We start from the raw sequence: 23,278 nt of genomic DNA, 5'->3' as shown, positions 1-23,278 counted from the left end.
GTTTCGGAGCACTCGTAGTCACGGTGAAAGCAGGCGCGGATGGTGCGCAGATCTACTCTTGCTCTGGTCGCGATGCTGATCGCCGTACTGGGGTTGTCCGGATGCAGTGCGTCCTCGCAGTCGCTGCTGGATCGCATTCGCGACGACGGTGTGCTGGTGGTCGGCACCGAGGGCACCTACAGCCCGTTCAGCTATCAAGGCGACGACGGACAGCTCACCGGGTACGACATCGACGTGATCAACGCCGTGGGCGCGGAACTGGGGGTACGCGTCGACTTCGTGCAGACGCCGTTCGACTCGATCTTCGCCGGCCTGCAATCCCAACGCTTCGACCTCATCGCCAACCAGGTCTCGATCACCCCGGCCCGGCAATCGGCGTACGACCTGTCCACCCCCTACACGGTGTCGGAAGGTCAGATCCTCACTGCCGCAAACGACTCCACGATTTCGAGTTTGGCCGACCTGGCCGGCAAGACCACCGCCCAGTCGTCGACGAGCAACTGGGCCGAGGTCGCCGCGAATGCCGGCGCGAATGTCGAAGCCGTCGAGGGATTCGTCCAAGCGGTCACCCTCGTCAAGGACGGCCGCGTCGACGCCACCGTCAACGACTCCCTCGCGATCGCCGAATACTTGCAGCAGACCGGCGACACCGGCGTGAAGATCGCCGGCGAGACCGGCGACACGACACTGCAATCCTTCGCGGCCCGCAAGAACAGCGGACTGATGGACGAGGTCGACACCGCCATCGACACGCTGCGTGAGAACGGCACCATCGCCGAGATCTCGAACAAGTACTTCGGTAGCGACGTCGCCGCACCGACGGACGACACCGTCGTTCCGGAGAGCGACGACGCAACGTCGACGGCACCGTCGAAGATGCAGTTGGTACTGGATAACCTGTGGCCGATGCTGAAGGCCACGGTCACCATGACCATTCCGCTGACTGCCATCAGCTTCGTGATCGGGCTCGTCATCGCGCTCGCGGTTGCATTGGCCCGCATCTCGTCGATCACACCGCTTGCCGCCGTGGCCCGGTTCTACGTCTCGATCATTCGCGGCACTCCCCTGCTGCTGCAGCTCTTCATCATCTTCTACGGCCTACCTCAGTTCGGCATCGTGATTTCGCCGTTCCCGGCCGCGGTGGTCGCGTTCTCGCTGAACGTCGGTGGCTACGCGGCCGAGGTGATCCGTGCCGCGATTCTGAGCGTGCCCAAGGGCCAGTGGGAAGCCGCTCAGACCATCGGAATGGGATACCGAACCACGTTGCAGCGCATCGTGCTTCCGCAGGCACTGCGTACCGCGGTGCCGCCGTTGTCGAACACGTTGATATCGCTGGTGAAGGACACGTCGCTCGCATCGACCATTCTGGTGACCGAACTACTGCGCGTCGCACAGCTGGCGGCGGCACCGACATTCGACTTCTTCACCCTATACACCGTTGCAGCGCTGTACTACTGGGCAATCTGCATCGTTCTCTCGTTCTTCCAAGGCAAGCTCGAAGTCCGACTCGACAGGTACGTGGCGAAATGACAGACCTGCTGGAAGTATCCGCTCTGAAGAAGTCGTTCGGTTCGCTCGACGTGCTGAAGGACATCTCGTTCACCGTGCCGTCCGGCACCGTCACCGTCATCATCGGGCCGTCCGGGTCCGGCAAGACCACGGTGCTACGCACACTGAACGCACTCGATCAGGCCGACGCGGGCGTCATCCGCATCGGGGACGTGTCGGTGAATTTCGCCGAACCCGTCGACGCCGCCCGACTGCGTCACTTCCGCGCGCAGAGCGGCATGGTGTTCCAGAGCCACAACCTGTTTCCGCACAAGACGGTGCTGCAGAACATCATCGAGGGCCCGGTGATCGTGCAGAAACGGGCCAAGGACGACGCCGTCCGCGATGCTCACGCGATCCTGGACCAGATCGGTCTCGACGCCAAGTCAGATCAGTACCCGTTCCAGCTCTCCGGCGGCCAGCAGCAACGCGTCGGTATCGCCCGAGCCCTCGCCCTGCGCCCCAAACTGATGTTGTTCGACGAGCCCACCTCGGCTCTCGATCCCGAACTCGTCGGCGAAGTGCTGGGCGTCATCAAAGGGCTTGCCGCGCAGGGGTGGACGATGGTGATCGTCACCCACGAGATTCGCTTCGCTCAGCAGGTCGCCGATCAGGTGCTGTTCATCGAGAACGGCGTCGTCCTCGAACGAGGCACACCCGAACAGGTGTTGGTGAATCCGACCGAGCCCCGCACCCGCCAGTTCCTGCAGCGGATATTGGCCTAGCGGCCAGTGGAGTGGTCAAGTGCCGCCTGGGGCACTTGATCACTCCACTGCTCCAGCACTTTGTCCAGCGTGATCGGCAGATCGCGGACACGAACGCCCGTGGCGTTGTAGACCGCGTTGCCGATCGCTGCCGGGGACCCGACGGTCCCGATCTCGCCGATTCCCTTACCGCCCATGGGAGCAAGCTCTGTGTCGACCTCCTCGATCCATACGGCCTCGATGTCGGTGACGTCGGCGCACGCCGGAATATGATACTCGGCCAGGTCATGGTTGGCGAAACCGCCGAACTCGTGATCGGTGATGCCGTTCTCCATCAACGCCATGCCGAGCCCGAAGGTCATACCGCCGATGAGCTGAGATCTGGCCAGCCGTGGATTCATCACCGCGCCGATACCGAACACACCCAGCATTCTGCGTACCCGGACCTCGCCGGTGTCGATGTCGACCCCCACCTCGGCGAACTGGGCACCGAAGGCCATGCGCGCCAGTTCCTTCTGGTTGTCGACGTCCTCGGTCGTATCGGTTTCCGCCCTGTTTCCAGGCCGGTACCCACCCTGGTCTCGCAATGCGCGGCACGCTTTGGTGACAGCCCAGCCCCAGGACGAAGTGCCCGAGGAGCCACCGGCACCGGGGGCGGTCGGCAATGCGCTGTCCCCCAGTTCGAGTACGACGGCACCCGCGTCGACTTCGAGCGCATCGGCGGCAATCTGCCGCAGCACCGTGCGCGCGCCGGTTCCGATGTCGGACGCCGCGACGGACACCGTGATCGTGCCATCGTCGAGAACCCGCGCGGACGCCGAACTCGGCGAGATCAGTACCGGATAGCTGGCCGTGGCGACGCCCATTCCCACCAACGTGTTTCCTTCCCGGCGCTGACCCGGTACCGCATCACGCCGATCCCAGCCGAACTGCTCGGCACCTGTTCGCAGGCACTCCACGAGACTGCGTGAACTGAACGGGTTTCCGCTTGCGGGATCGACGTCGGGCTCGTTGCGGATGCGAAGCTCGATCGGGTCGATTCCGGTGGCGGCGGCCAATTCGTCCATTGCCGTCTCGAGGACGAAGATGCCGGGCGCTTCGCCCGGAGCTCGCATCCACCGTGGGGTGCCGACGTCCAGGGCAGCGAGCCGGTGAGTAGTAGTGATGTTGGGCGAGGCGTAGATGTGCCGAGTCGACTCCGAGGTCTGCTCGCAGAACTCGAAGATCGTGCTGGTCTGCTGAAAGGAGTCATGGGCGATGGCCTGCAGCGTCCCCTCCGAATCGCAGCCCAACCGAACATGATTGATCGTCGGCGTCCGGTATCCGACAACATCGAACAACGCCTGTCTGGGCAAGGCCAATTTCACCGTCCGCCCGGTGCGCCGCGCAGCCATGGCAGCGAGCACCGCGTTGGACCGAGTACTACCCTTGGATCCGAAGCCGCCGCCCACGTTCTCGGCCACGACTCGCACGTTCTCGGTCTCCAGACCGAACGCCGAGGCGAGATCTGCCTGCACACCCGACGGTGCCTGCGTCGAGTCCCAGACCGTCAATACACCGTCGGACCACTGCGCCGTGGTTGCGTGGGGCTCCATCGGACTGTTGTGCATCGGGGCGGTCGAATACCACTGATCGACAACGTGATCGGCCGTCTTCAGCGCCGCGTCGACATCTCCGACGGTGACGTCGGTGGGGAAACCGGCGTTGACGGTCTCCGGTGCGTACAGCGAATCGTGGTGAGCGGTCAACGTGTTGTCCGGCTCGCGCACATCTCGATACCGCACGTGTATGCGGCCCGCGGCGTCTCGCGCAGCCTGCAGCGTATCCGCGACCACGACGGCCACGACCTGGCCTCGATAGGCGACGGAATCCGACTGCAGGACATGCAGTTCGGCGTCTTCGACGTCACCCAGCTTTTCGGCATTGCCGTGCCACAGAACCGCGTGCACCGATGGATCGCTGGAAGCCCCGTTGTCGAGTTGGACGTGTTCGACAATCCCGACGGGAACCGTCGCGGGCACGTGCCAGGCGTACAACTGCCCGGTGACCGGCGGCTGCTCCACGGCGTAGCGGGCTCGGCCGGTGACCTTGTCGACGGACTCCGTACGCTGAATCGATTGCCCGATCGATGCGGTCATGAACGATCCCCCAGTTCGTCGTGGGTACCCTGCGCTGCCAATTCCGTCAGCGTGCGCGTCACCAGATTCGTGACCAGTGGGACTTTGAACGCGTTGTCTCGCAATGGCTCTGCGGCGTGCAGCTCCTGAGTGATCGCAGCCCGGAACGACGCCTCGGCGGGGGCGGTTCCGAGTAGTGCGTGCTCTGCGGTGCGGGCCCGCCACGGTCGGTGCGCGACGCCACCCAACGCGATCGACACCCCGCGGACAACTCCGTCCTCGACGTCGAGCACGGCACCGACGGACGCCACCGCGAAGGCGTACGACTGCCTGTCCCGAACTTTCCGGTAGGTCGACACAGTGCCGTCGGCCGGCTTCGGAATCTCGATAGCCGTGACAATCTCGTCCCGGGCGATCGTGTTGTCCCGCGTCGGATCGTCGCCGGGCAGCCGATAGAACTCGTCCAGTTCGAGTGTCCGCTCACCATCGACACCGCGGACGACGATGCGCGCGTCCAGAGCAGACAGCGCGACGGCCATGTCCGAGGGATGCGTCGCCACGCAGGCGTCCGACGCGCCGAGGATGGCCAGGTTGCGATGTTCTCCGGTGCGCGCCGGGCAGCCCGAACCGGGTTCGCGCTTGTTGCACGGCTTGGACGCGTCCATGAAGTACACACATCGGGCGCGCTGGAACAGGTTGCCGCCGGTGGTCGCCATGTTGCGCAGTTGGCCGGAGGCCCCGGACAACACCGCCCGCGAGAGCACCGGATATCGCTGGCGGACAATCGGATGCACCGCAAGGTCGCTGTTGGACACCCCGGAGCCGATCCGCAGCGAACCGTCGTCGGCGACATCGATGTCGTGCAGCGGCAATCGCGTCACATCGATCAGCTCGGACGGAGCGGCCACGCCCAGCTTCATCAAGTCGACCAGATTGGTGCCGCCGCCGAGCAGCATCGCATTCTCGTCCCCCGCGAGGCGTTCGAGGGCGTCGTCGATCGCAGTGGCGGTGCGATACTCGAATGTCCTCATGACGCGTCCTGCACTGCGGGAACGATGTTGGCATAGGCACCACAGCGACACAGATTGCCGCTCATACGCTCTCGCACTTCGCCGGAATCGAGTTCGACATCGGTGGCCTCGAGGTCCTCGGTGACCGCGCTCGGCCAGCCCTGCTTCGCCTCCTCGATCACTGCGACGGCGGAGCAGATCTGCCCCGATGTGCAGTACCCGCACTGAAATGCGTCCCGATCGACGAAGGCCTGCTGCACGGGATGCAACGTGTCGCCGTCGGCCAGTCCCTCCACCGTGGTGATTTCACGTCCGCTCTGCGCAACGGCGAATGAGAGGCAACTGTTGATACGGCGGCCGTCGACCAGAACGGTGCAGGCACCGCACTGCCCGTGATCGCACCCCTTCTTGGCCCCGACCAGATCGAGGTTTTCGCGGAGTGCGTCCAGCAGAGTGGTTCGGATGTCGCAGTCGATCTCGCGATCGGCCCCGTTGACCCGGAGTGTGACGTGGCTCATGCTCGGTCACATACCCGGGGCTTTTGCCGTCAAACGCCGGGGTCGTGCATAGAAACTCGTAGTCCACTACGAACTTGTATGCACGTGCGCGCTAACGCCTTCCCTTGAACTTTCCGCCGCCGCGCGGACCGCCACTGCGTCCGGGAGGACCGGAATCGGGCTGCAGCTGGATGAGCACGCCACTGATACGAGTACGGCGCAACGCCTCGACCGTCTCGTCGGCGAGATCGGCCGGCAACTCGACCAGCGAATGGTCGGGGCGAATGCTGATGTGCCCGAAGTCGCTTCGACGCAGACCGCCCTCGTTGGCGATGGCACCGACGATGGCCCCCGGAGCAACGTGATGCCGCTTGCCGACGCTGATGCGGTACGTCGCCATCTCCTGGCCGGTCTTGCGATGGTGCGAGCTGGCCGCATCCTCGTCGAACGTCCGCGGTGGGCGCGGCTCCCGAGGCTCGCGGGGTGCCCGCGGCGGGGCAGGCGGCTCCGGCTTCAACAGGAACGCTTCGCCGTCGCGGGACTGGATGGCCAGCGCTGCAGCGATGTCGACCAAGGGCACGTCGTGCTCGCGCTCGTAGTCCTCGATGAGGCGGCGGAACAGTGCCAGATTCTCGTTACCGAGACTCTCGGTGATCGAGTTCTTGAACTTCGTCACGCGCTGCGCATTGACGTCGTCGACGCTGGGGAGCTGCATTTCCGTGATGGGCTGGCGCGTCGCACGCTCGATGGCCTTGAGCAGGTGACGCTCCCGGGGCGCGACGAACAGCAGAGCCTGCCCGGCGCGACCCGCGCGGCCGGTGCGGCCGATGCGGTGCACGTAGGACTCGGTGTCGTGCGGGATGTCGTAATTGATGACGTGCGAGATCCGGTCGACGTCGAGACCACGAGCCGCCACATCGGTGGCCACCAGAATGTCGATCTGGCCGTTCTTGAGCTGGCCGATGGTGCGCTCACGCTGGGCCTGCACGATGTCGCCGTTGATCGCGGCGGCGGAGAAGCCCCGTGCGCGCAGCTTCTCGGCGAGCTCTTCGGTGGCCTGCTTGGTGCGCACGAACATGATCATGGCCTCGAACTCTTCGACCTCGAAGACTCGAGTGAGCGCTTCGAGCTTGCGCTGATGTGCCACCTGGACGTAGCGCTGCGTGATGTTCGGTGCCGTCGACGTCTTGGTCTTGACGGTGATCTCCACCGGGTCGTGCAGGTACTGCTTGGAGATCTTGCGGATCGCGGCCGGCATCGTGGCCGAGAACAACGCGACCTGCTTGTACTCCGGAGTATCGGAGAGGATGCGCTCGACGTCCTCCTGGAAGCCCATCTTGAGCATCTCGTCGGCCTCGTCGAGCACGAGGTACTCGAGGCCGGACAGGTCGAGAGTGCCCTTCTCGAGGTGATCGATGACGCGGCCGGGGGTGCCGACGATGATCTGGGCACCCTTGCGCAGACCGGACAGCTGAATGCCGTAGGCCTGGCCGCCGTAGATGGGCAGGATGTGCAGACCCGGAATGTGCGTGGCGTACTTGCCGAACGCCTCGGCGACCTGCAGCGCGAGCTCGCGGGTCGGCGCCAGCACCAGCGCCTGCGGTACCCGGCGTGAGACGTCGAGTCGGGACAGGATCGGCACGGCGAACGCGGCGGTCTTGCCGGTGCCGGTCTGCGCGAGGCCCACGACGTCGTTGCCGGACATCAACGGCGGGATGGTGGCGGCCTGAATGGGCGACGGGCTCTCGTACCCGACGTCGCGCAGGGCCTTCAGGACCCGCTCGTCGATTCCGAGGTCGGCGAAGGTGATGTCGTCACCCTCTGGGACGGGAGGGGGCGAACTCGTCTCGTCAGACGTCACGGCGGCATCCTGATCAGATTCTGAAGTGCTCATATGTCGCCGAGTTTAGTACCTGCCGGGCCCCGGCGACCCCTTCTGCGCTGATCAGGTGACGAAACCGGCGACCACAGGACCTCTCGTGCGAGACGGCTCACAGACACCACCTGGCGGCGACGACGGTCCGGATGAGGTTAGGTTGTACTCCGAGTCACACTCAACTCGCCCTGAGTCGGCCCAGAAATTCACAAACCGGACACCCTCGGTGGTGCGTTACGGACTGGGGTGTGATGAAATGCACAACTACCACGCTATTTTTCCGTAAGGGGTCCAGCAGTGCGCGAATATTCTGTGCCGGCGTCGTTCACCATTCCTGACGACGCATCCATGGCCGAAACCGTCTTCCGGTACGAGAAGGAATCGCCGAATCTCGTACCGTTCCAGCGACTCGTGAACGGCACCTGGACCGACGTGACGGCGGGCCAGTTCGCCCAGGAGGTCACCGCCGTCGCCAAGGGCCTGATCGCATCGGGCATCGAACTCGGTGACCGGGTCGCCATCCTCAGCGCGACGCGGTACGAGTGGGTCGTCTTCGACTACGCCATCTGGACCGCAGGCGGCTGCACCGTCGCGATCTACGAGACCTCCTCGGCCGATCAGGCCCAGTGGATTCTCGAGGACTCGGCGACGAAGATGCTCGTCGTCGAAACTGCGGCACATGCCTCGAACCTCAAGGAGGTCACCGAGGGTGCCCAGGATCTGCGCGAGGTGCTGCAGATCGACGCCGGGGCCATCGACGAGCTGACCACCCGTGGTGCGAGCGTCAGCGACGAGGACGTCCATGCCCGCCGACACCAGGTGACCGCGGCCTCGCCCGCCACCCTCATCTACACCTCGGGCACCACCGGACGCCCCAAGGGCGTGCAGTTGACCCACGCGAACTTCTACGCCGAAGTGCAGGCCACCCAGATCGCGCTGCACGACTCGATGAAGGAGGGCAATCGCACGTTGATGTTCCTCCCGATGGCGCACGTGTTCGCCCGCGCCGTGTCCTTCGGCTCCTTCGAGTCCAAGGTCACCGTCGGACACACTTCCGACGTGACGACGCTGGTGGACCAGTTCGCCGTCTTCAAGCCCGACTTCATCCTCTCGGTGCCGCGCGTGTTCGAAAAGGTCTACAACTCGGCCAAGCAGAAGGCGCACGACGGCGGCAAGGGCAGCATCTTCGACAAGGCCGCCGCGACGGCCATCGAGTGGAGCGAGGCCCAGGAGAAGGGCGGAGCCGGCCTGGCCCTCAAGCTCAAGCACACGGTGTTCGACAAGCTCGTCTACTCCAAGCTGCGCGCTGCTCTCGGCGGCAACTGCACTCGCGCAGTGTCCGGCGGCGGACCGCTCGGCGCGCGTCTGGGCCACTTCTTCCGCGGCGCAGGCGTCCCGGTCTACGAGGGCTACGGACTGACCGAGACCAGCGCGGCCGTCACCGTCAACACCACCAAGGAACAGCGCGTCGGTACCGTCGGCAAGCCCATCGACGGCCACTCGGTCAAGGTCGCCGAGGACGGCGAACTGCTGCTCAAGGGACCGGTTGTGTTCAGCGGATACTGGCACAACGAGAAGGCCACCGCCGAAGCCATCGTCGACGGCTGGTTCCACACCGGCGACCTCGGTGCCATCGACCAGGAAGGCTACGTCTCGATCACCGGCCGCAAGAAGGAAATCATCGTCACTGCGGGCGGCAAGAACGTCGCCCCCGCGGTACTCGAGGACGCCCTGCGCGCCAACGCGATCATCAGCCAGTGCCTCGTCGTCGGCGATGCCAAGCCGTTCATCGGTGCCCTGATCACCCTCGATCCCGAGGCGATGCCGGGCTGGCTCGAACGCCACAACCTCTCCAAGGACATCCCGTTCTCGGAGCTGTCGAAGAACGCCGACCTCGTCGCCGAGATCGACAAGGCCGTCGCCGAGGCCAACAAGAAGGTCTCGAACCCCGAGCAGATCAAGAAGTACACGATCCTCGAGAACGACTTCACCGTCGAGACCGGCGAGCTGACCCCGACGATGAAGCTCAAGCGCAACATCATCCACGCCGAGCGTGGCAGCGACATCGAGGCGATCTACTCGTAGATCGTTCGACGACAAAGGGCCCGGCGTGTACATCACGCCGGGCCCTTTCTCGATTCGCGAATCAGGCTCGGTTCACAAATCAGGACATGTGATCGTCGAGGAACTCCGCGACCGCCGTCGTCACCTGAAGGTGGATCTTCTCGTGCAGCAGGTCGTGGCCACCGTCGTCGAACTCGCGCAGGGACGCGTCGGGCACACTGCCGATCCACTCGCGCACCGCGTCGATGGGTGCCAAGCGGTCGTCGACACCGTGCACGGCGAGGATCGGAATCACGTTGTCGGAGAGGTCGTCGGACGCACCGGTCACGGACTTGGGGGTGCCGCACAGCACGGCGCACTGCACGGCCTGCGGATGGGCACCGAGTGCTGCGATGGCCGTCGCCGCACCGAGTGAGTGACCCATCAGCGCGAACGACAATTCGGGGTGCTCGGCCTCGGCGATGTCGAGCAGCTGCAGCGCATTCTGCGCGAGGCCCGGGATCTGAGCCGCGTCGGTCAACTCCCCTTCCGTCAAACCGTGACCGACATGATCGACCGCCCACACGTCCACTCCGCGTCCGTTCAGAACCCGGGCGAATCGGTGATAGTGACCGCTGTTCTGGCCGAGACCGTGCAGAAACACGAGACCGAAACGTGCGTCGGGAACGGTCCAGTTTCGGTAGTGGACCGCGCCGGTGGCTCCGTCGAAAAATGGCATTCGATCATTTTGCCTCCTCCCGTCGGCATCCGCGCGCAACGTGACCGGTGCCGCTGTCGTCGATGGCTAGGGTGGGCACTTGTGTTCCTCCTCGGCGACAGGGTCGTCTACAGCGCCAGCGACCTCGCAGCGGCGGCGGCCTGCGAATTCGCGCTGCTCCGCCGACTCGACGGATTGACCGGACTGGTCCCGCGCGCTGCTGCCGAACCGGACCCCATGCTCGACCGCACCTCCGCCCTCGGATTCGAGCACGAACGTCGCCAACTTCAGGCCTTCGAGCAGCGCTACCCCGGCGGCGTTCTGACCATGGATCGACCGGGACGCACCGCTCAGGAACTGGCGGACGCAGCCTGGGCAACTTTTACCGCGCTGACCGCGCGCACTCCGGTGGTGTACCAGGCAACCTTCTTCGACGGCCGGTTCCTGGGCTTCTGCGACTTTCTGGTGGCGGAAGGCAAGGGCTACGGCGTGTACGACACCAAGCTCTCGAGGCACGCGAAGGTGCCGGCCCTGCTGCAGTTGGCGGCGTACGCCGACGCTCTGAAAGCCGGCGGGGTGACACCGGCCGACCAGGTTCATCTGATGCTCGGCGACGGCAGCGACTCCGCGCACTCGCTCGCCGAGCTTCTTCCGGTCTATCGGCAGTCGCGCGCACATCTGCAGCACATTCTCGACGAGCACCAGGCGGAGGGCACCGTCGTCGATTGGTTCGATTCGCGATACTCCGGTTGCGGACAGTGCGAGGCCTGCACGGTCGAGGTGGAGCAGCACCGAGACCTGGTTCTCGTTGCCGGCATGCGTGCGAGCACCCGGGAGAAGCTACTCGACGCCGGCGTTTCCACGATCGACGAACTCGCGACATCGACAGTCCTCGTCGACGGCATGTCATCTCGCACGATGACGAACCTGCGGGCGCAAGCCGCACTCCAGGTTCGCCAGGAACAGAGTGGCGCAGCCGAATTCGAGATCTTCGACGCCGACGCTCTCGGGGTGATCCCCGAGCCCGACGAGGGCGACATCTTCTTCGACTTCGAGGGCGACCCGTTGTGGGCCGAGGCCGGAAGCACGGAATGGGGACTCGAGTACCTGTTCGGTGTCTACACCGCGGACGGCGACTTCCTGCCGTTCTGGGCGCACGATCGCGCGCAGGAACGACGTGCCCTGATCGACTTTCTCGACTACGTCTCCGCCCGCCGCGCCGCGTACCCGAACATGCACGTCTACCACTACGCGCCGTACGAGAAGACCGCGCTGCTGCGACTGGCCGGGCGGTACGGAGTGGGCGAGGACGCCGTCGACAATCTGTTGCGCGACAACGTGTTGGTGGACCTGCATCCCGTCGTGCGATCCGCCGTACGCATCGGGGCTCGGTCCTACAGCATCAAGAAGCTCGAACCGCTGTACATGCCGGCCGCCCGCGACGGGGACGTCACCGACGCCGCCGCGTCGATCGTCGAATACGCGAACTGGTGCGATCTGCGCGATCAGGGCCGAGACGTCGAGGCCGCCGCGCTCCTGGCGGACATTGCCGAGTACAACCGCACCGACTGCGAATCGACTCTGCGACTGCGTGATTGGTTGCTGGCACGAGCATCGGCCGCTGGTGTGACGCCGCGAGTGAACCCCGAGCTCGACCTCGACAAGAGCTCCTCCGACACCGCGAGTCCGCTCGAGCTCGAACTCGCCGAGTACGCCGGACTGCCCTGGGACCGCACCCCGACACAGCAGGCGGTCGCCCTGTTCTCGGGTTCGATCGGCTATCACCGACGCGAACGAAAGCCGTTCTGGTGGGCGCACTTCGATCGACTGACGCATCCGCTGGACGAGTGGCCCGATGCGGCGGACGTGCTTAAAGTCGAACGAGCCGAACTGGTGCACGACTGGATGAAAACCGCTCCCACCCAGCGAGTTCTACGCCGACAGCTCAAGCTCGTGGGACACCTGAGCAACGGCGTGCTCTCGGGCTCGAAAGTCAAGCTGCTCTACGGCGAACCGGGTCCGGACGGGCTGCCGAAACAGCAGCCCACCCACCGAGCGACCACGTCGGTCGAGATCGTGGCGGCGGGATACGAGGGCACCCTCGACATGGTGGTGGTGCAGGAGAACCTCCGCAAAGGTGTGGACGAATACCTCGATTTCCCCATCGCGACGGCGCCGGAACCACCGCCCGCGACGAAGTACCTCGAGGAGGCGATCGTCGCAGTTGCCACCGAGGTCTGCGCCGCGCTACCTCACCTGCCGCGAACGGCCGTCGCCGACCTGCTGACGCGCTCCGCACCCCGAACCCGCTCGGGCACAGGACTTCCCGCCGTGCGAGGCCACGACTATGCAACCGCCGTCACCGCAGCCCTGCTCGATCTGAGCAACTCCTATGTGGCCGTTCAGGGACCGCCGGGGACCGGGAAGACCTACACCGCTGCGCGGGTGATCGCCGAACTGATCGAGGTCCATCATTGGCGCATCGGCGTGGTGGGCCAGTCTCATCACGTGGTCAACAATCTCCTCGACACCATCGTGGCGGCCGGCGTGAGCCCCGCCCGGGTGGGCAAGAAGGCCCCAACCTCCCACACGATCGTGGAGCCCGCGGACTACGCCCGTTTCGTCACCGACGCCGAGGAGGGCTGCGTCATCGGCGGCACCGCGTGGGACTTCTCCAACCCCGGCCGCATCCCGCGCGGTGCCCTGGATCTGCTCGTTGTCGACGAGGCCGGGCAGTTCTCGCTGGCGAACACCATCGCCGTCTCGGTGTCCGCACGCAACCTGTTGCTGCTCGGCGACCCGGCCCAGCTGCCGCAGGTCAGCCAGGGCACCCACCCCGAACCCGTCGACGAATCGGCACTGGGCTGGATCACCGACGGCCACCCGACGCTCCCCACCGACCGCGGATACTTCCTGGCTACGACATGGCGGATGCATCCGGATCTGTGCACGCCGGTCTCGGCGCTGTCCTACGAGGGCAGACTGCAATCCAACAGCGCTGTGACGCAAGCGCGTTCGCTGTCAGGGCTGGATCCCGGCCTGCACGTCGTCTATCTGGACCATCACGGGAACTCGACCGACTCGACGGAGGAAGCCGACGAGGTCGTCGCGCGCGTGCAGGAACTCCTGGGCCGATCGTGGACCAACCCCGAGTCGTTCGACGGCGCGCGGCCGTTGGAGCAGTCCGACTTCCTGGTCGTTGCGGCCTACAACGCTCAGGTCGCCGTCATCCTCGAGCGGCTCGCAGCCGCCGGGCTCGGCGACGTCTCGGCGGGGACCGTCGACAAATTCCAGGGTCGGCAGGCACCGGTGGTGCTGATCTCCATGGCGGCATCGGCCATCGAGGACGTTCCCCGCGGCAGGGGGTTTCTGCTCTCGCGCAACCGACTCAACGTCGCCGTCTCGCGCGGTCAGTGGGCCGCCATCCTCATCCGATCGCGGGCACTGACTCGGTACCTGCCCTCGACACCCGCCGGGCTGGTCACACTGGGCACCTTCATGGCGTTGTGCGAGAACGGAATTCAGCCGAACGCCATGCCCTCGCCGCGGTAGGTGGGAACGGCCTCGACCGAGCCGTCGGCGTGCACCAGATGCAGGGTGTCGAATCGCTCGCAGAGCTCGCCCGCCTTGGCGTGTCGGAACCAGACGCGATCGCCGATGCGCACCTCGTCGGCCCCGCTCACCGGAGTCTGTACCTCACCGGCACCCTCGTTGCGCAACAGCTTCAACCCGGACGTCACCACTCCCGCGGCTCTTCTCGACCAGGCGACCGGCCGCGGGGACCTCGACCCGGACGCCGGACCCGACGCGATGTAGCCCCCTCCGAACAACGTTGCGATCTGCGGGGTGGGCTTGCGGACTGCAGGCAACGCGAAGAACAGCGACGGCTCGGCCGAGAACGAGCGGTAGCGATCGAACAGCGTGGGCGCGAACAGACCCGAGCCGGCGGTGACTTCCGTGACGACCGGATCAGCGGCCGAGAACTCGATCGACCCGGTGCCCCCACTGTTGACGATCTCGATGCAGCCCACCGCCTCGGTCACTGCCTCGACCACAGCCGTTCTGCGCGTGGAGATCTCACGGGCAGACAGCGATTTCATCCATTCCACCGCGGCGTTGAAATCGGGCACTCCGGCGATCTGCGCCTCGTAGAACATCAGGCCCACGACCCGGAACCCGCGCGACTGCGCCGACCGCGCGAAGGCGGCGACCTGCTCGGGATCGCGCAGCGGAGAACGCCTGACCCCGATGTGCAGCGGACCGAGGCGCAACGAGGCATCGACGTCGATGCAGATACGCGGCTTGAGAAGATCGCTGCGGGTGGCGTCGCGCACGATGTCCAACTGCGCGACGTCGTCGACCATCAACGTGATGCGACCCGACAGGACCCGGTCGTTGACGACCTCGGCGAGAGCGGTGCGGTCGACACTCGGATAGCCGAGGAGGATGTCCTCGACGCCGTGTCGCGCCAGCCACACCGCCTCACGCAGCGAGTACGCCATGACCCCGCTCACGCCGTCGGCCGCGAGCACCCGCTCGAGCACGGCCCGGCAGCGCACCGACTTGCTGGCGATCCTGATCGGCACCCCGTTCGCTCGCGCTCGCAGCGCCGCCGCATTGGCGTCGAGAGCAGCCGAATCGACTGCAGCCAAGGGAGATTCGAGTGTCTCGGTGGCTGCCGCGATACGGGACAGTGGTGTCGTGTCGGTGGTGGCGACACCGGCGATCGAACTCATACGTGCACATTCCTTCGTCGTCGTTGCCTGGCGCACACAGTCAAACACTCCGCAGCCGAGAAGTCCCGGCGAGCCCTCAGCGGTCCAGGGCCTTGCCCGCGATCAGACCCGACAGGTCGTCGATCTGCGCCAGCACCTCGAGGTCGTCACCGTCGACCAGCCACCGCAGGACCAGACCGTCCAGGGTCGCCATCGCGAAGCGGGCTATCGACTCCACCGGCTCGAGCCAGCGCGTCCCGGTGTGATCGGAACACTTCTCGAAGAACAACTGCGCCTCGGTATCCCGGATTCGGTACTGGCCGTTGGCAATCTCGGCGGCGGTGGCCGATCCCAGCGCGCGGTGCCGCAGTAGATAGGTCTTGATCTCGTACGCGAGCAGCTGCCGATCCGGCGACTTCTCGATCAACAACCACACCGCGCTCAGTCCGCCGTGTACCAGCTCGCGCAAACCCCGAACGCCAGGCAGTTCGCGCGTGTCGACGGCACTGTCCAACGCGGCGTGCAGTATCTCGGTGACGTCGACGATGAGGTGCTCCCCCATCGCGATCACCAGATCCTGCTTGGTCTCGAACTGGTACTGCACGATGCCCTTGGTGACGTCTCCGTACTCCGAGAGCGCACGCACTGTCAGGGACTCTATGCCGACCCGCTCGGCCACGTCGATCGCAGCCTGCACCAGTTGTGCGCGTCGCACATCAGCAGGCAGCCTCGATTGCATCACCCGATACTAGGGCGCGGTCGACATCTGTGCCGTGGATTGCCCCGCGGGAGCGAGCTGCGGGATAGTGATTCGATGGTCGAGCGGTCGTGGCGAAACTGGGCAGGCAACCAACATGCATTACCGGCGCATGTCGCCCAGCCCTCGTCGGTGGATGAGCTGAGCGCGATTCTGTGGGATGCCGCGGCACGGTCGCTGCCGGTTCGGTGTGTCGGGGCAGGACACTCGTTCACTCCGATAGCCGTTACCGATGGCGTCCAGATCGTCCTGGATACGCTGCGCGGGATCGAGTCCGTCGAACGCAACCACGATGGATCTGCCCAGGTGACGGTGCTGGCCGGCACTCGACTCCGCGAGCTGACCGCACGGCTGTGGGACCTCGGCCTGGCCATGACCAATCTGGGCGACATCGACGAGCAGTCCGTCGCCGGAGCCATCTCCACCGGCACCCACGGAACGGGAGTCCGCTTCGGTGGCATCGCCACTCAGGTGTCTGCCCTGGAACTGATGACCGCGGACGGGCAGTTGCTGCGGTGCTCTGGAAACGAGAACACAGAGCTGTTCGACGCCGCACGCGTCGGCCTGGGCGCGCTCGGCGTCATCACCCGGGTGACATTGAACTGCGTTGCAGCGTTCGCACTGCAGGCTGTCGAGATGCCGTCGACGCTGACGGCGACCTTGCGAGGTCTCGAGTCGACCGTCGCAGGCGTCGACCACTTCGAGTTCTACTGGTTTCCGCACACCGATCGGGTGCTCACCAAACGCAACACCCGCCTGCTTGGTGACTCGGTACTGAAGCCCTTGGGAAAGGTGCGCTCGTACCTCGACGACGAACTGCTGTCCAACACGGTCTTCGAAGGCCTCAACCGTGCGGTGACGCGAATGCCGGCCTTGATTCCCCGGCTGAACGCGGTCTCGGCCCGGGCGTTGTCGGCTCGCGAGTACACCGACCGCTCGTACCGGGTGTTCGCGTCGTCGCGGACGGTCAAGTTCGTCGAGATGGAGTACGCGGTGCCCGTTTCCGAGATCGCGTGGGTGCTGCGGGAGGTGGATCGCTGGCTCGAGCGATCCATGATCTCCGTCGCGTTCCCCGTCGAAGTGCGTTTCGCCGCGGGCGACGACATCTGGCTCTCCACCGCCTACGGACGCCCGACCGCGTACATCGCTGTGCACCAGTACCACCGACGCGATCACCGCGAGTACTTCGACGCGGTCGAAGCCATCTGCCGCAGCGTCGGCGGCAGGCCGCACTGGGGCAAGCTGCACTCCCTCGGCAGCGCCGAGCTGCGCGAGACCTATGAGCACTTCGACGACTTCCTACGTATTCGCGATTCGATGGACCCGACACGATTGTTCGACAGCGACTACCTCGACCACCTGCTGTCGTGAGCGGTAGCTCGTAGCAGGCTACGAAATACCGCGCACGACCGAATCGCTTACATTGGAGCGAGTGAGTACAGGAAAACGCGCGCTGTCCGGCATCATCGCCGCCGGAGTGGTCCTCGGCGTCGGTGAATTGATCGCCGTCCCGATCGGCCCGAACTCGTCGCCGCTGACCGCCGTCGGGTCCTCGGCCGTCGACAACAGCCCGGCCCCGGTGCGTGAATGGGCCATCGACACGTTCGGCACCTCCGACAAACTCGCCCTGTTCGTCGGCATGGCCGTCGTCATCGGTGCGATCGCGGCCGCAGCAGGCATCGCCCGCAAGCCGATCGGAGCAGTGGTGTTCGCCGCGCTGGGCGTGATCGGTGTACTCGCCGCAGTGACGCGACCCGACGCCACAGCCTTGTCCGCAGTTCCGACCATCGGCGGCGTCATCGTCGGCATAGTCGTGCTGCACGCCCTGATCGGTGCCGCCACTCCAGCCAGCGAAGGAATGAACCGACGCAGCTTCCTGACCCTCGCCGCCGGTGCCGCGGTATTAGGCGTCGTCGCCGGAACCGCCGGACGGATGCTGACCTCTGCTCGCGCCGTCACCGCCGACCGACTCGGCTTCATGCTGCCGACCCCGACGCCGCAAGCCCCCATTCCGGACGGCGCGGACCTGAAGATCGACGGCCTCGCGTCGTACATCACCCCGAACGAGGAGTTCTACCGCATCGACACCGCGCTCGTCGTGCCGCGCGTCGCGTCGGATACGTGGTCGTTGCGCATTCACGGCATGGTGGACCGCGAGATCGAGCTGACGTTCGCCGACCTCGCCGAGCGCCAGGCAGTGGAGAAGACGGTCACCCTGACCTGCGTGTCCAACATCGTCGGCGGCGACCTGGTGGGCAACGCGACGTGGATCGGCTACCCGCTCAAGGACATTCTCGAAGAAGCGGGCATCTCCCCCGACGCCGACATGGCCCTGTCGTCGAGCAGCGACGCCTTCACCGCGGGCACTCCCCTCGAAGTACTGCTCGACGGCCGGGACGCGCTACTGGCCGTCGGGATGAACGGCGCGCCGCTCCCCGTCGAGCACGGGTACCCGGCGCGGCTCGTCGTGCCCGGACTGTACGGATACGTCTCGGCGACCAAGTGGGTCACCGACATCGAGATCACCCGATTCGACCGCGTCACCGCGTACTGGACCGACCGGGGCTGGGGTGCGCTCGGGCCGATCAAGACCGCTTCACGGATAGACACTCCGCAGTCGGGCAGCTCCGTACCCGCTGGAAAGACCGTGTTCGCCGGCGTCGCCTGGGATCAGCACACCGGCATCGAGGCTGTGGAAGTACAAGTGGACGAGGGCAATTGGATGCCGGCAACCCTGTCGGAGGAGTACTCGGAGGACACGTGGCGGCAATGGGTGATCGAGCTCGATCTACCGGCCGGCCAACACGCGATCCGCGCCCGGGCTACCAACTCCACCGGGGAGCTGCAGACCAACAAGACTGCAGACACCGTCCCCGACGGAGCGACCGGCTACCCGAGGATCTCGGTGACGGCGAACTGATCTAGTTGATTGGGTCGTTCCTGCTGGCTCCACTCCTGCCAGTTGGGAAGCTGGCGCGAATCGAGTTCTCGGCCAATTGCTTTCGCTCGGTCGCGGTGAGACCCATGCCGGTTTCGAGGGCGGCAAAATTGTCGTCGACGTACCCGCCGAAGTAGGCTGGATCATCGGAATTGATCGACACCGACAAACCTCGCTCGAGCATCTGCCGTAGCGGCAACTGAGTGACGTCGTCGATCACCTTGAGCCGCACGTTGGACAACGGGCACACGGTGAGCGGAATCTGCTCGTCCACAAGCCGTTTCACCAGTGCCTCGTCTTCCAAGCAGCGCACCCCGTGGTCGATCCGCTCGACCTTCAGCAAATCCAACGCCTGCCAGATGTAGTCCGGCGGGCCCTCCTCACCTGCGTGGGCCACCACGTGCAAACCCTCGGCGCGGGCCTTGGCGAACACATCCACGAACAGTGACGGCGGGTAGCCGACCTCGGCGGAATCGAGGCCGAGGCCGATGATCGGCGCCTTCATCGCCAGCAGGTCGTCGAGCAATTGGTTCGCGTGCAACACCGGCTTGTCTCGCAGGATCGACGCGATCAACCCACTGGTGACCCCGAACTCTTGCTCACTCGACGCACAGGCGTCGGCCAATCCCTCGACGACGGCCTCGAGGGGTACCCCACGCTCGGTGTGCGCCTGTGGATCGAAGAAGATCTCCGCGTGCGTCACGCCGGCCTCCGCGGTGCGGCGGAAGTACGCGCGCGCCAGATCTCCAAAATCCTCGGCCGTGCGCAACACAGCCATGTTCGCGTAGTAGAGGTCGAGGAACGACTGCAGGTCGGTGAACTCGTACTTCGCCTGCAGTTCGTCGATATCCTTGTACGGCAACGTGATCGAGTTGCGCTCGGCAAGAGCGAAGATCAGCGGAGGCTCGAGCGACCCTTCGATGTGCAGGTGCAGTTCGGCCAGTTGGTCTTTACTCACTCATACGATGTTACTTGCCGGTGTACGTCGCCTTACCCGGGCCGACCTCGAGGAAGCTCTTCACCGCACCGCGCAGATCGTCGGTCTCGAACAACGCACCCGACACCTCCGACGTGATCTCGTCCGCGTGCGCCACGCCGCCCGAACGCCACGCTGCCACAATCTGTTTCGTCGCCGCATGCGCGACGGTGGGGCCGTCGGCCAGTCGGTGCGTCAGCGCGAGCGCCGCGGCGTCGACGTCGTCGTGGATCTGATTGACCACACCCCACTCCTTCAGCGTCTGGGCGTCGTAGAGATCTCCGGTCATGACGAGCTCACGGGCCCGACCCGAACCGGCCCGCTCGGCCAAACGCTGGGGTCCACCCATCGACGGCGTCAGCCCGACGACCGTCTCCACCAGACCGAACTTCGCCTTCGGCCCGGCGAGGATGATGTCGCAGGCCAGGGAGATCTCGAACGCCGCGGTGAGCGTCAGCCCGTGCGCGGCGTAGATCACCGGGCACGGCAGCGCCTCGAGTGGATGCGCGATGTCGGCGAACAGGCCTCGCCACAGATCGGCACCCTGGGCTGCGGTCAAGCCCTCGAAGACGTGGACGTCGACGCCTGCCGAGTTGACCTTGCCCTCGGACCGCAGCAGCACCGCTCGCGGCGGATTCGCGACCAGATCGGCGACGTTCGCGGCCACCGCATCGAACATGGCCTGATCGAAAAGGTTGAGCGGACCGTGATCGAAGGTGAGCACGGCGATCTCTGCGCCGGCATCGGTGGTGGATCGAACGAGCGAGGTGGGTGCGTCAGCCATGGTTCGCATAGTGCCACACGTGTTCCGAGACGTTGTTACCACCGAGTATTGTTCGCTCAACTAGCCGTTACCGAGAGGAACAAGTAAGTGAAGCGCAGCCTGTTCGAGTCCGACCACGACGACTTCCGCGCATCGGTACGCGAGTTCGTCACCAGGACCATAGCGCCGGTGGAAGAGAAGCTCGTCGAACAGCGATACATCGACCGCGACATCTGGCTCGAAGCCGGACGCAACGGATTCCTCGGGCTCGAAGTTCCGGAGGAATACGGCGGCAGCGGAGCCGAGGACTACCGGTTCAACGCCGTCCTCGCCGAGGAACTCGCCCGCTCGAGTGCCGCGGTGGCGTCGTGCTTCGGTATTCACGTCGATATCGTCGCGCCCTACCTCGTCAAGCTCACCACCGAGGAGCAGAAGAAGCGCTGGCTGCCCGGGTTCTGCAGCGGCGAGATCCTCACCGCGATCGCAATGACCGAGCCATCCGGCGGCTCGGACCTGGCTGCCCTGAAGACCACCGCAGTCAAGGACGGCGACGACTTCATCATCAACGGCTCCAAAACCTTCATCACCAACGGCAACTCCGCCGACCTCGTCATCGTCGCCACTCGCACGACGCCGGAGAAAAAGGCCAAGGGCATCACGCTCTTCGCCGTCGAGAACGGCACCGAAGGATTCTCCCGTGGCCGCAAGCTGGACAAGGTCGGCCAGCCCGAATCCGACACGGCCGAGCTGTTCTTCGAGAACGTACGCGTTCCGAGCTCGAACATGATCGGCGAATTCGACGGCGGCTTCATCCACATGATGCAGCTGCTCCCCCAGGAACGCATCAGTTGTTCGGTGGCCAACCTCGGACACGTCCGCCCCATCCTGGAAGAGACGCTGCAGTACGCCAAGGACCGCAAGGCCTTCGGCCAGCAGATCGGCTCACTGCAGTGGAACAAGTTCCTGCTCGCGGAGCTGGTTACGAAACTCGATGTGGCACAGGCCTACATCGACAACTGCATCGCCGCCCACGGCATCGGTGAGCTGACGGCTATCGACGCCGCCAAGGCCAAGTGGTGGAGTTCGCAGGTACAGAACGAGATCCTGGACCACTGCGTCCAGCTGCACGGCGGCTACGGATTCATGAACGAATACCGCGCCGCTCGCGCGTGGAAAGACGCTCGCGTGACCAAGATCTGGGCCGGCTCGAACGAAATCATGAAGGAACTGATCGGCCGGGATCTGGGGCTGTAGAGTGCGCTGCGCGCAGTGGTGTGGATAAGCGCCTCCCGCGGCACTTATCCACACCACTGCCGCAGGCACTTCGAACAGACGAAGGCCGGATACTCGGAATTTCTTCCGTGTATCCGGCCTTGTCACCGAGTTTCTGGTGGGGATTACTTCGAGACGGTCACTCCACCAGGAGAAGTCGGGTTACGAAGCTTGAATCAGATGGCGCGGACGCCGGTGGCCTGGGGGCCCTTCTGACCCTGGCCCACCTCGAACTCCACGCGCTGGCCCTCGTCGAGCGACTTGAAGCCGCTACCCTGAATCTCCGAGTAATGAACGAAAACGTCCGGTCCGCCACCATCCTGCTCGATGAAGCCGAAGCCCTTTTCGCCGTTGAACCACTTCACACTGCCCTGCGTCATTCTGTAAACCTTCTGTAAGCGAGCTAGATCTTCACGTCGAAGCTCTAATCTCGTTTGCGAGTCTGCCATCTATCGGCGCTGAGCGAAACACCGGGGGCAAAAAAGTTTCAAAGATTGCTTTTGCACCGTGAAACCGGAAAGTTGCCCAGGGGCGTGATGGCTAGTCTCGACGCGTGGATGTACCCCTCTTCGACATCGGCCGGTTCGACTCTCACAAACTCGACATCGTTCGCCTGGCCTGGTGTCGCCGGCTCGGACTGGACGACACAACCCTCGACACCGACGCGGACCGCGTCGACCATCTCGTCACGACCGATGACATCACCGTGCTGCACCTGGCCGGGACGACCGTGGTTGCGGGGCCGGACTGGGCGCTCGAGTCCTCTCGCTCCGTCCCAGGCATGCCGGGTACCGAACGCACCTGGCTGTCCGCACTGTTGGGCGATCGCTCCGAGCGCTACGAGATCGGCAGCCACACGCTTGCCTACGGCTCGGAGATCGGTCACTCCATCGATGTGCACGATCCGCTGATTTCTCACGATGCGGTGCACGCACGCAACCTGGCGGCGCAGTGCAGCGACGCCGACGTCGCCGAGGCATTCGGCGACGCGGTCTCGCGGGAATGGTTCACGCTCCTCGGCGACGACAGGCCCGCGGACTCGGCCCGATCCCTCGCCACCGCCGGCTACTCGGAGGAGCAGCTGATACTCGCCGACATGCGCGTGCTGACCGACCCGGATCATCGCCGACGGGGCCACGCTCAGGTGGTCGGCCGACTGGCGACCAACGACGCGATCGACGACGGCTTGATCCCGCAGTGGCGATCGCGCCCCGAGAATTCCATTGCCCGACGCCTCGCCGCGCGGCTGGGATACATCGAAATCGGCGCGTGCCACACAGCGGTGGCCCGAGCCTGATCCGGTTGAGGTGACTGCGAACTGGGTAGCGTCGGGAGACCGATCTA

Annotated in this window: 18 protein-coding genes; 8 read left to right on the top strand and 10 right to left on the bottom strand. The window is 65.2% G+C overall.

The annotated features are described in order from the left end of the window. Window positions 1-39: 39 nt before the first annotated feature. A complete protein-coding gene (locus ACIGGF_RS20725) occupies window positions 40-1,530 on the top strand; it encodes an ABC transporter permease subunit (protein WP_397523038.1) in 1,491 nt (496 codons plus the stop codon). After that, window positions 1,527-2,273 (top strand): amino acid ABC transporter ATP-binding protein, encoded by a 747-nt coding sequence (locus ACIGGF_RS20720; protein WP_397523037.1) that lies wholly within the window; start codon window positions 1,527-1,529, stop codon window positions 2,271-2,273. The genes ACIGGF_RS20725 and ACIGGF_RS20720 overlap by 4 nt, the downstream gene beginning before the upstream one ends. On the opposite strand, the gene ACIGGF_RS20715 is transcribed toward ACIGGF_RS20720, so the two are convergent. From ACIGGF_RS20715 to ACIGGF_RS20700, 4 genes are all read right to left on the bottom strand, one after another. After that, a complete protein-coding gene (locus ACIGGF_RS20715; protein ID WP_397523036.1) occupies window positions 2,270-4,390 on the bottom strand; it encodes a xanthine dehydrogenase family protein molybdopterin-binding subunit in 2,121 nt (706 codons plus the stop codon). The genes ACIGGF_RS20720 and ACIGGF_RS20715 overlap by 4 nt on opposite strands. Continuing rightward, window positions 4,387-5,400, bottom strand: coding sequence for an FAD binding domain-containing protein (locus ACIGGF_RS20710; protein WP_397523035.1), 1,014 nt, complete (start codon window positions 5,398-5,400; stop codon window positions 4,387-4,389). Before ACIGGF_RS20710 ends, ACIGGF_RS20715 begins: the two co-directional genes overlap by 4 nt. After that, window positions 5,397-5,897, bottom strand: a complete 501-nt coding sequence (locus ACIGGF_RS20705; protein WP_397523034.1) for a 2Fe-2S iron-sulfur cluster-binding protein — start codon at window positions 5,895-5,897, stop codon at window positions 5,397-5,399. The genes ACIGGF_RS20710 and ACIGGF_RS20705 overlap by 4 nt, the downstream gene beginning before the upstream one ends. Window positions 5,898-5,988: 91 nt before the next feature. Next, a complete protein-coding gene (locus ACIGGF_RS20700; protein ID WP_397523033.1) occupies window positions 5,989-7,770 on the bottom strand; it encodes a DEAD/DEAH box helicase in 1,782 nt (593 codons plus the stop codon). 279 nt (window positions 7,771-8,049) lie between these two features. Here ACIGGF_RS20700 and ACIGGF_RS20695 point away from each other — a divergent pair, with 279 nt between their 5' ends. After that, window positions 8,050-9,837, top strand: coding sequence for an AMP-dependent synthetase/ligase (locus ACIGGF_RS20695; RefSeq protein WP_397523032.1), 1,788 nt, complete (start codon window positions 8,050-8,052; stop codon window positions 9,835-9,837). A 79-nt stretch (window positions 9,838-9,916) separates the two neighbouring features. Here the strand turns inward: ACIGGF_RS20695 and ACIGGF_RS20690 are convergent, their stop codons facing one another. Next, entirely contained in the window at window positions 9,917-10,534 is a 618-nt protein-coding gene (locus ACIGGF_RS20690; RefSeq protein ID WP_397523031.1) for an alpha/beta hydrolase, read from the bottom strand. Window positions 10,535-10,615: 81 nt separating this feature from the next. Between ACIGGF_RS20690 and ACIGGF_RS20685 the strand changes: the two genes are divergently transcribed. Continuing rightward, a complete protein-coding gene (locus ACIGGF_RS20685; RefSeq protein ID WP_397523030.1) occupies window positions 10,616-14,065 on the top strand; it encodes a TM0106 family RecB-like putative nuclease in 3,450 nt (1,149 codons plus the stop codon). On the opposite strand, the gene ACIGGF_RS20680 is transcribed toward ACIGGF_RS20685, so the two are convergent. Both ACIGGF_RS20680 and ACIGGF_RS20675 read right to left on the bottom strand, forming a co-directional pair. After that, the gene (locus tag ACIGGF_RS20680; protein ID WP_397523029.1) at window positions 14,035-15,249 is read right to left on the bottom strand and encodes an alanine racemase; all 1,215 of its coding nucleotides are present in this window, start codon (window positions 15,247-15,249) and stop codon (window positions 14,035-14,037) included. The two genes, ACIGGF_RS20685 and ACIGGF_RS20680, sit on opposite strands and share 31 nt — an antisense overlap. A 76-nt stretch (window positions 15,250-15,325) precedes the next feature. Then, on the bottom strand, window positions 15,326-15,967 hold the full coding sequence (locus ACIGGF_RS20675; protein ID WP_397523028.1) for a TetR/AcrR family transcriptional regulator: 642 nt from the start codon (window positions 15,965-15,967) through the stop codon (window positions 15,326-15,328). A 75-nt stretch (window positions 15,968-16,042) separates the two neighbouring features. Between ACIGGF_RS20675 and ACIGGF_RS20670 the strand changes: the two genes are divergently transcribed. Beyond that, complete coding sequence (locus ACIGGF_RS20670; protein ID WP_397523027.1) at window positions 16,043-17,356, top strand: D-arabinono-1,4-lactone oxidase; 1,314 nt, start codon at window positions 16,043-16,045, stop codon at window positions 17,354-17,356. Between the two features lie 61 nt (window positions 17,357-17,417). Continuing rightward, window positions 17,418-18,905, top strand: coding sequence for a molybdopterin-dependent oxidoreductase (locus ACIGGF_RS20665; protein ID WP_397523026.1), 1,488 nt, complete (start codon window positions 17,418-17,420; stop codon window positions 18,903-18,905). A 1-nt stretch (window position 18,906) separates the two neighbouring features. Here the strand turns inward: ACIGGF_RS20665 and ACIGGF_RS20660 are convergent, their stop codons facing one another. Together ACIGGF_RS20660 and ACIGGF_RS20655 are read right to left on the bottom strand one after the other, a co-directional pair. After that, window positions 18,907-19,881 (bottom strand): adenosine deaminase, encoded by a 975-nt coding sequence (locus ACIGGF_RS20660; protein WP_397523025.1) that lies wholly within the window; start codon window positions 19,879-19,881, stop codon window positions 18,907-18,909. Window positions 19,882-19,891: 10 nt separating this feature from the next. Continuing rightward, entirely contained in the window at window positions 19,892-20,683 is a 792-nt protein-coding gene (locus tag ACIGGF_RS20655) for an enoyl-CoA hydratase/isomerase family protein (RefSeq protein WP_397523024.1), read from the bottom strand. A gap of 87 nt (window positions 20,684-20,770) precedes the next feature. On the opposite strand from ACIGGF_RS20655, the gene ACIGGF_RS20650 reads away from it, so the two are divergent. After that, complete coding sequence (locus ACIGGF_RS20650) at window positions 20,771-21,916, top strand: acyl-CoA dehydrogenase family protein (RefSeq protein ID WP_397523023.1); 1,146 nt, start codon at window positions 20,771-20,773, stop codon at window positions 21,914-21,916. Between the two features lie 194 nt (window positions 21,917-22,110). Here ACIGGF_RS20650 and ACIGGF_RS20645 read toward each other — a convergent pair whose 3' ends face one another. Then, a complete protein-coding gene (locus ACIGGF_RS20645; protein WP_008714360.1) occupies window positions 22,111-22,314 on the bottom strand; it encodes a cold-shock protein in 204 nt (67 codons plus the stop codon). Between the two features lie 173 nt (window positions 22,315-22,487). Between ACIGGF_RS20645 and ACIGGF_RS20640 the strand changes: the two genes are divergently transcribed. After that, on the top strand, window positions 22,488-23,231 hold the full coding sequence (locus ACIGGF_RS20640; RefSeq protein ID WP_397523022.1) for a GNAT family N-acetyltransferase: 744 nt from the start codon (window positions 22,488-22,490) through the stop codon (window positions 23,229-23,231). Window positions 23,232-23,278: the final 47 nt, after the last annotated feature.

Source organism: Rhodococcus sp. NPDC078407 (assembly GCF_044542515.1).
In the GTDB taxonomy this organism is placed as follows: domain Bacteria; phylum Actinomycetota; class Actinomycetes; order Mycobacteriales; family Mycobacteriaceae; genus Rhodococcoides.
Note: the sequence above shows the minus strand (reverse complement) of the source record. Positions and strands in the feature narration are given on the sequence as shown.

Bases quoted from the DNA above. Each gene is read 5' to 3' on its own strand.
- ACIGGF_RS20725 (WP_397523038.1), top strand. From the start codon at position 40: ATGGTGCGCAGATCTACTCTTGCTCTGGTCGCGATGCTGATCGCCGTA.
- ACIGGF_RS20720 (WP_397523037.1), top strand. From the start codon at position 1,527: ATGACAGACCTGCTGGAAGTATCCGCTCTGAAGAAGTCGTTCGGTTCG.
- ACIGGF_RS20715 (WP_397523036.1), bottom strand. From the start codon at position 4,390: ATGACCGCATCGATCGGGCAATCGATTCAGCGTACGGAGTCCGTCGAC.
- ACIGGF_RS20710 (WP_397523035.1), bottom strand. From the start codon at position 5,400: ATGAGGACATTCGAGTATCGCACCGCCACTGCGATCGACGACGCCCTC.
- ACIGGF_RS20705 (WP_397523034.1), bottom strand. From the start codon at position 5,897: ATGAGCCACGTCACACTCCGGGTCAACGGGGCCGATCGCGAGATCGAC.
- ACIGGF_RS20700 (WP_397523033.1), bottom strand. From the start codon at position 7,770: ATGAGCACTTCAGAATCTGATCAGGATGCCGCCGTGACGTCTGACGAG.
- ACIGGF_RS20690 (WP_397523031.1), bottom strand. From the start codon at position 10,534: ATGCCATTTTTCGACGGAGCCACCGGCGCGGTCCACTACCGAAACTGG.
- ACIGGF_RS20680 (WP_397523029.1), bottom strand. From the start codon at position 15,249: ATGAGTTCGATCGCCGGTGTCGCCACCACCGACACGACACCACTGTCC.
- ACIGGF_RS20675 (WP_397523028.1), bottom strand. From the start codon at position 15,967: ATGCAATCGAGGCTGCCTGCTGATGTGCGACGCGCACAACTGGTGCAG.
- ACIGGF_RS20670 (WP_397523027.1), top strand. From the start codon at position 16,043: ATGGTCGAGCGGTCGTGGCGAAACTGGGCAGGCAACCAACATGCATTA.
- ACIGGF_RS20655 (WP_397523024.1), bottom strand. From the start codon at position 20,683: ATGGCTGACGCACCCACCTCGCTCGTTCGATCCACCACCGATGCCGGC.
- ACIGGF_RS20645 (WP_008714360.1), bottom strand. From the start codon at position 22,314: ATGACGCAGGGCAGTGTGAAGTGGTTCAACGGCGAAAAGGGCTTCGGC.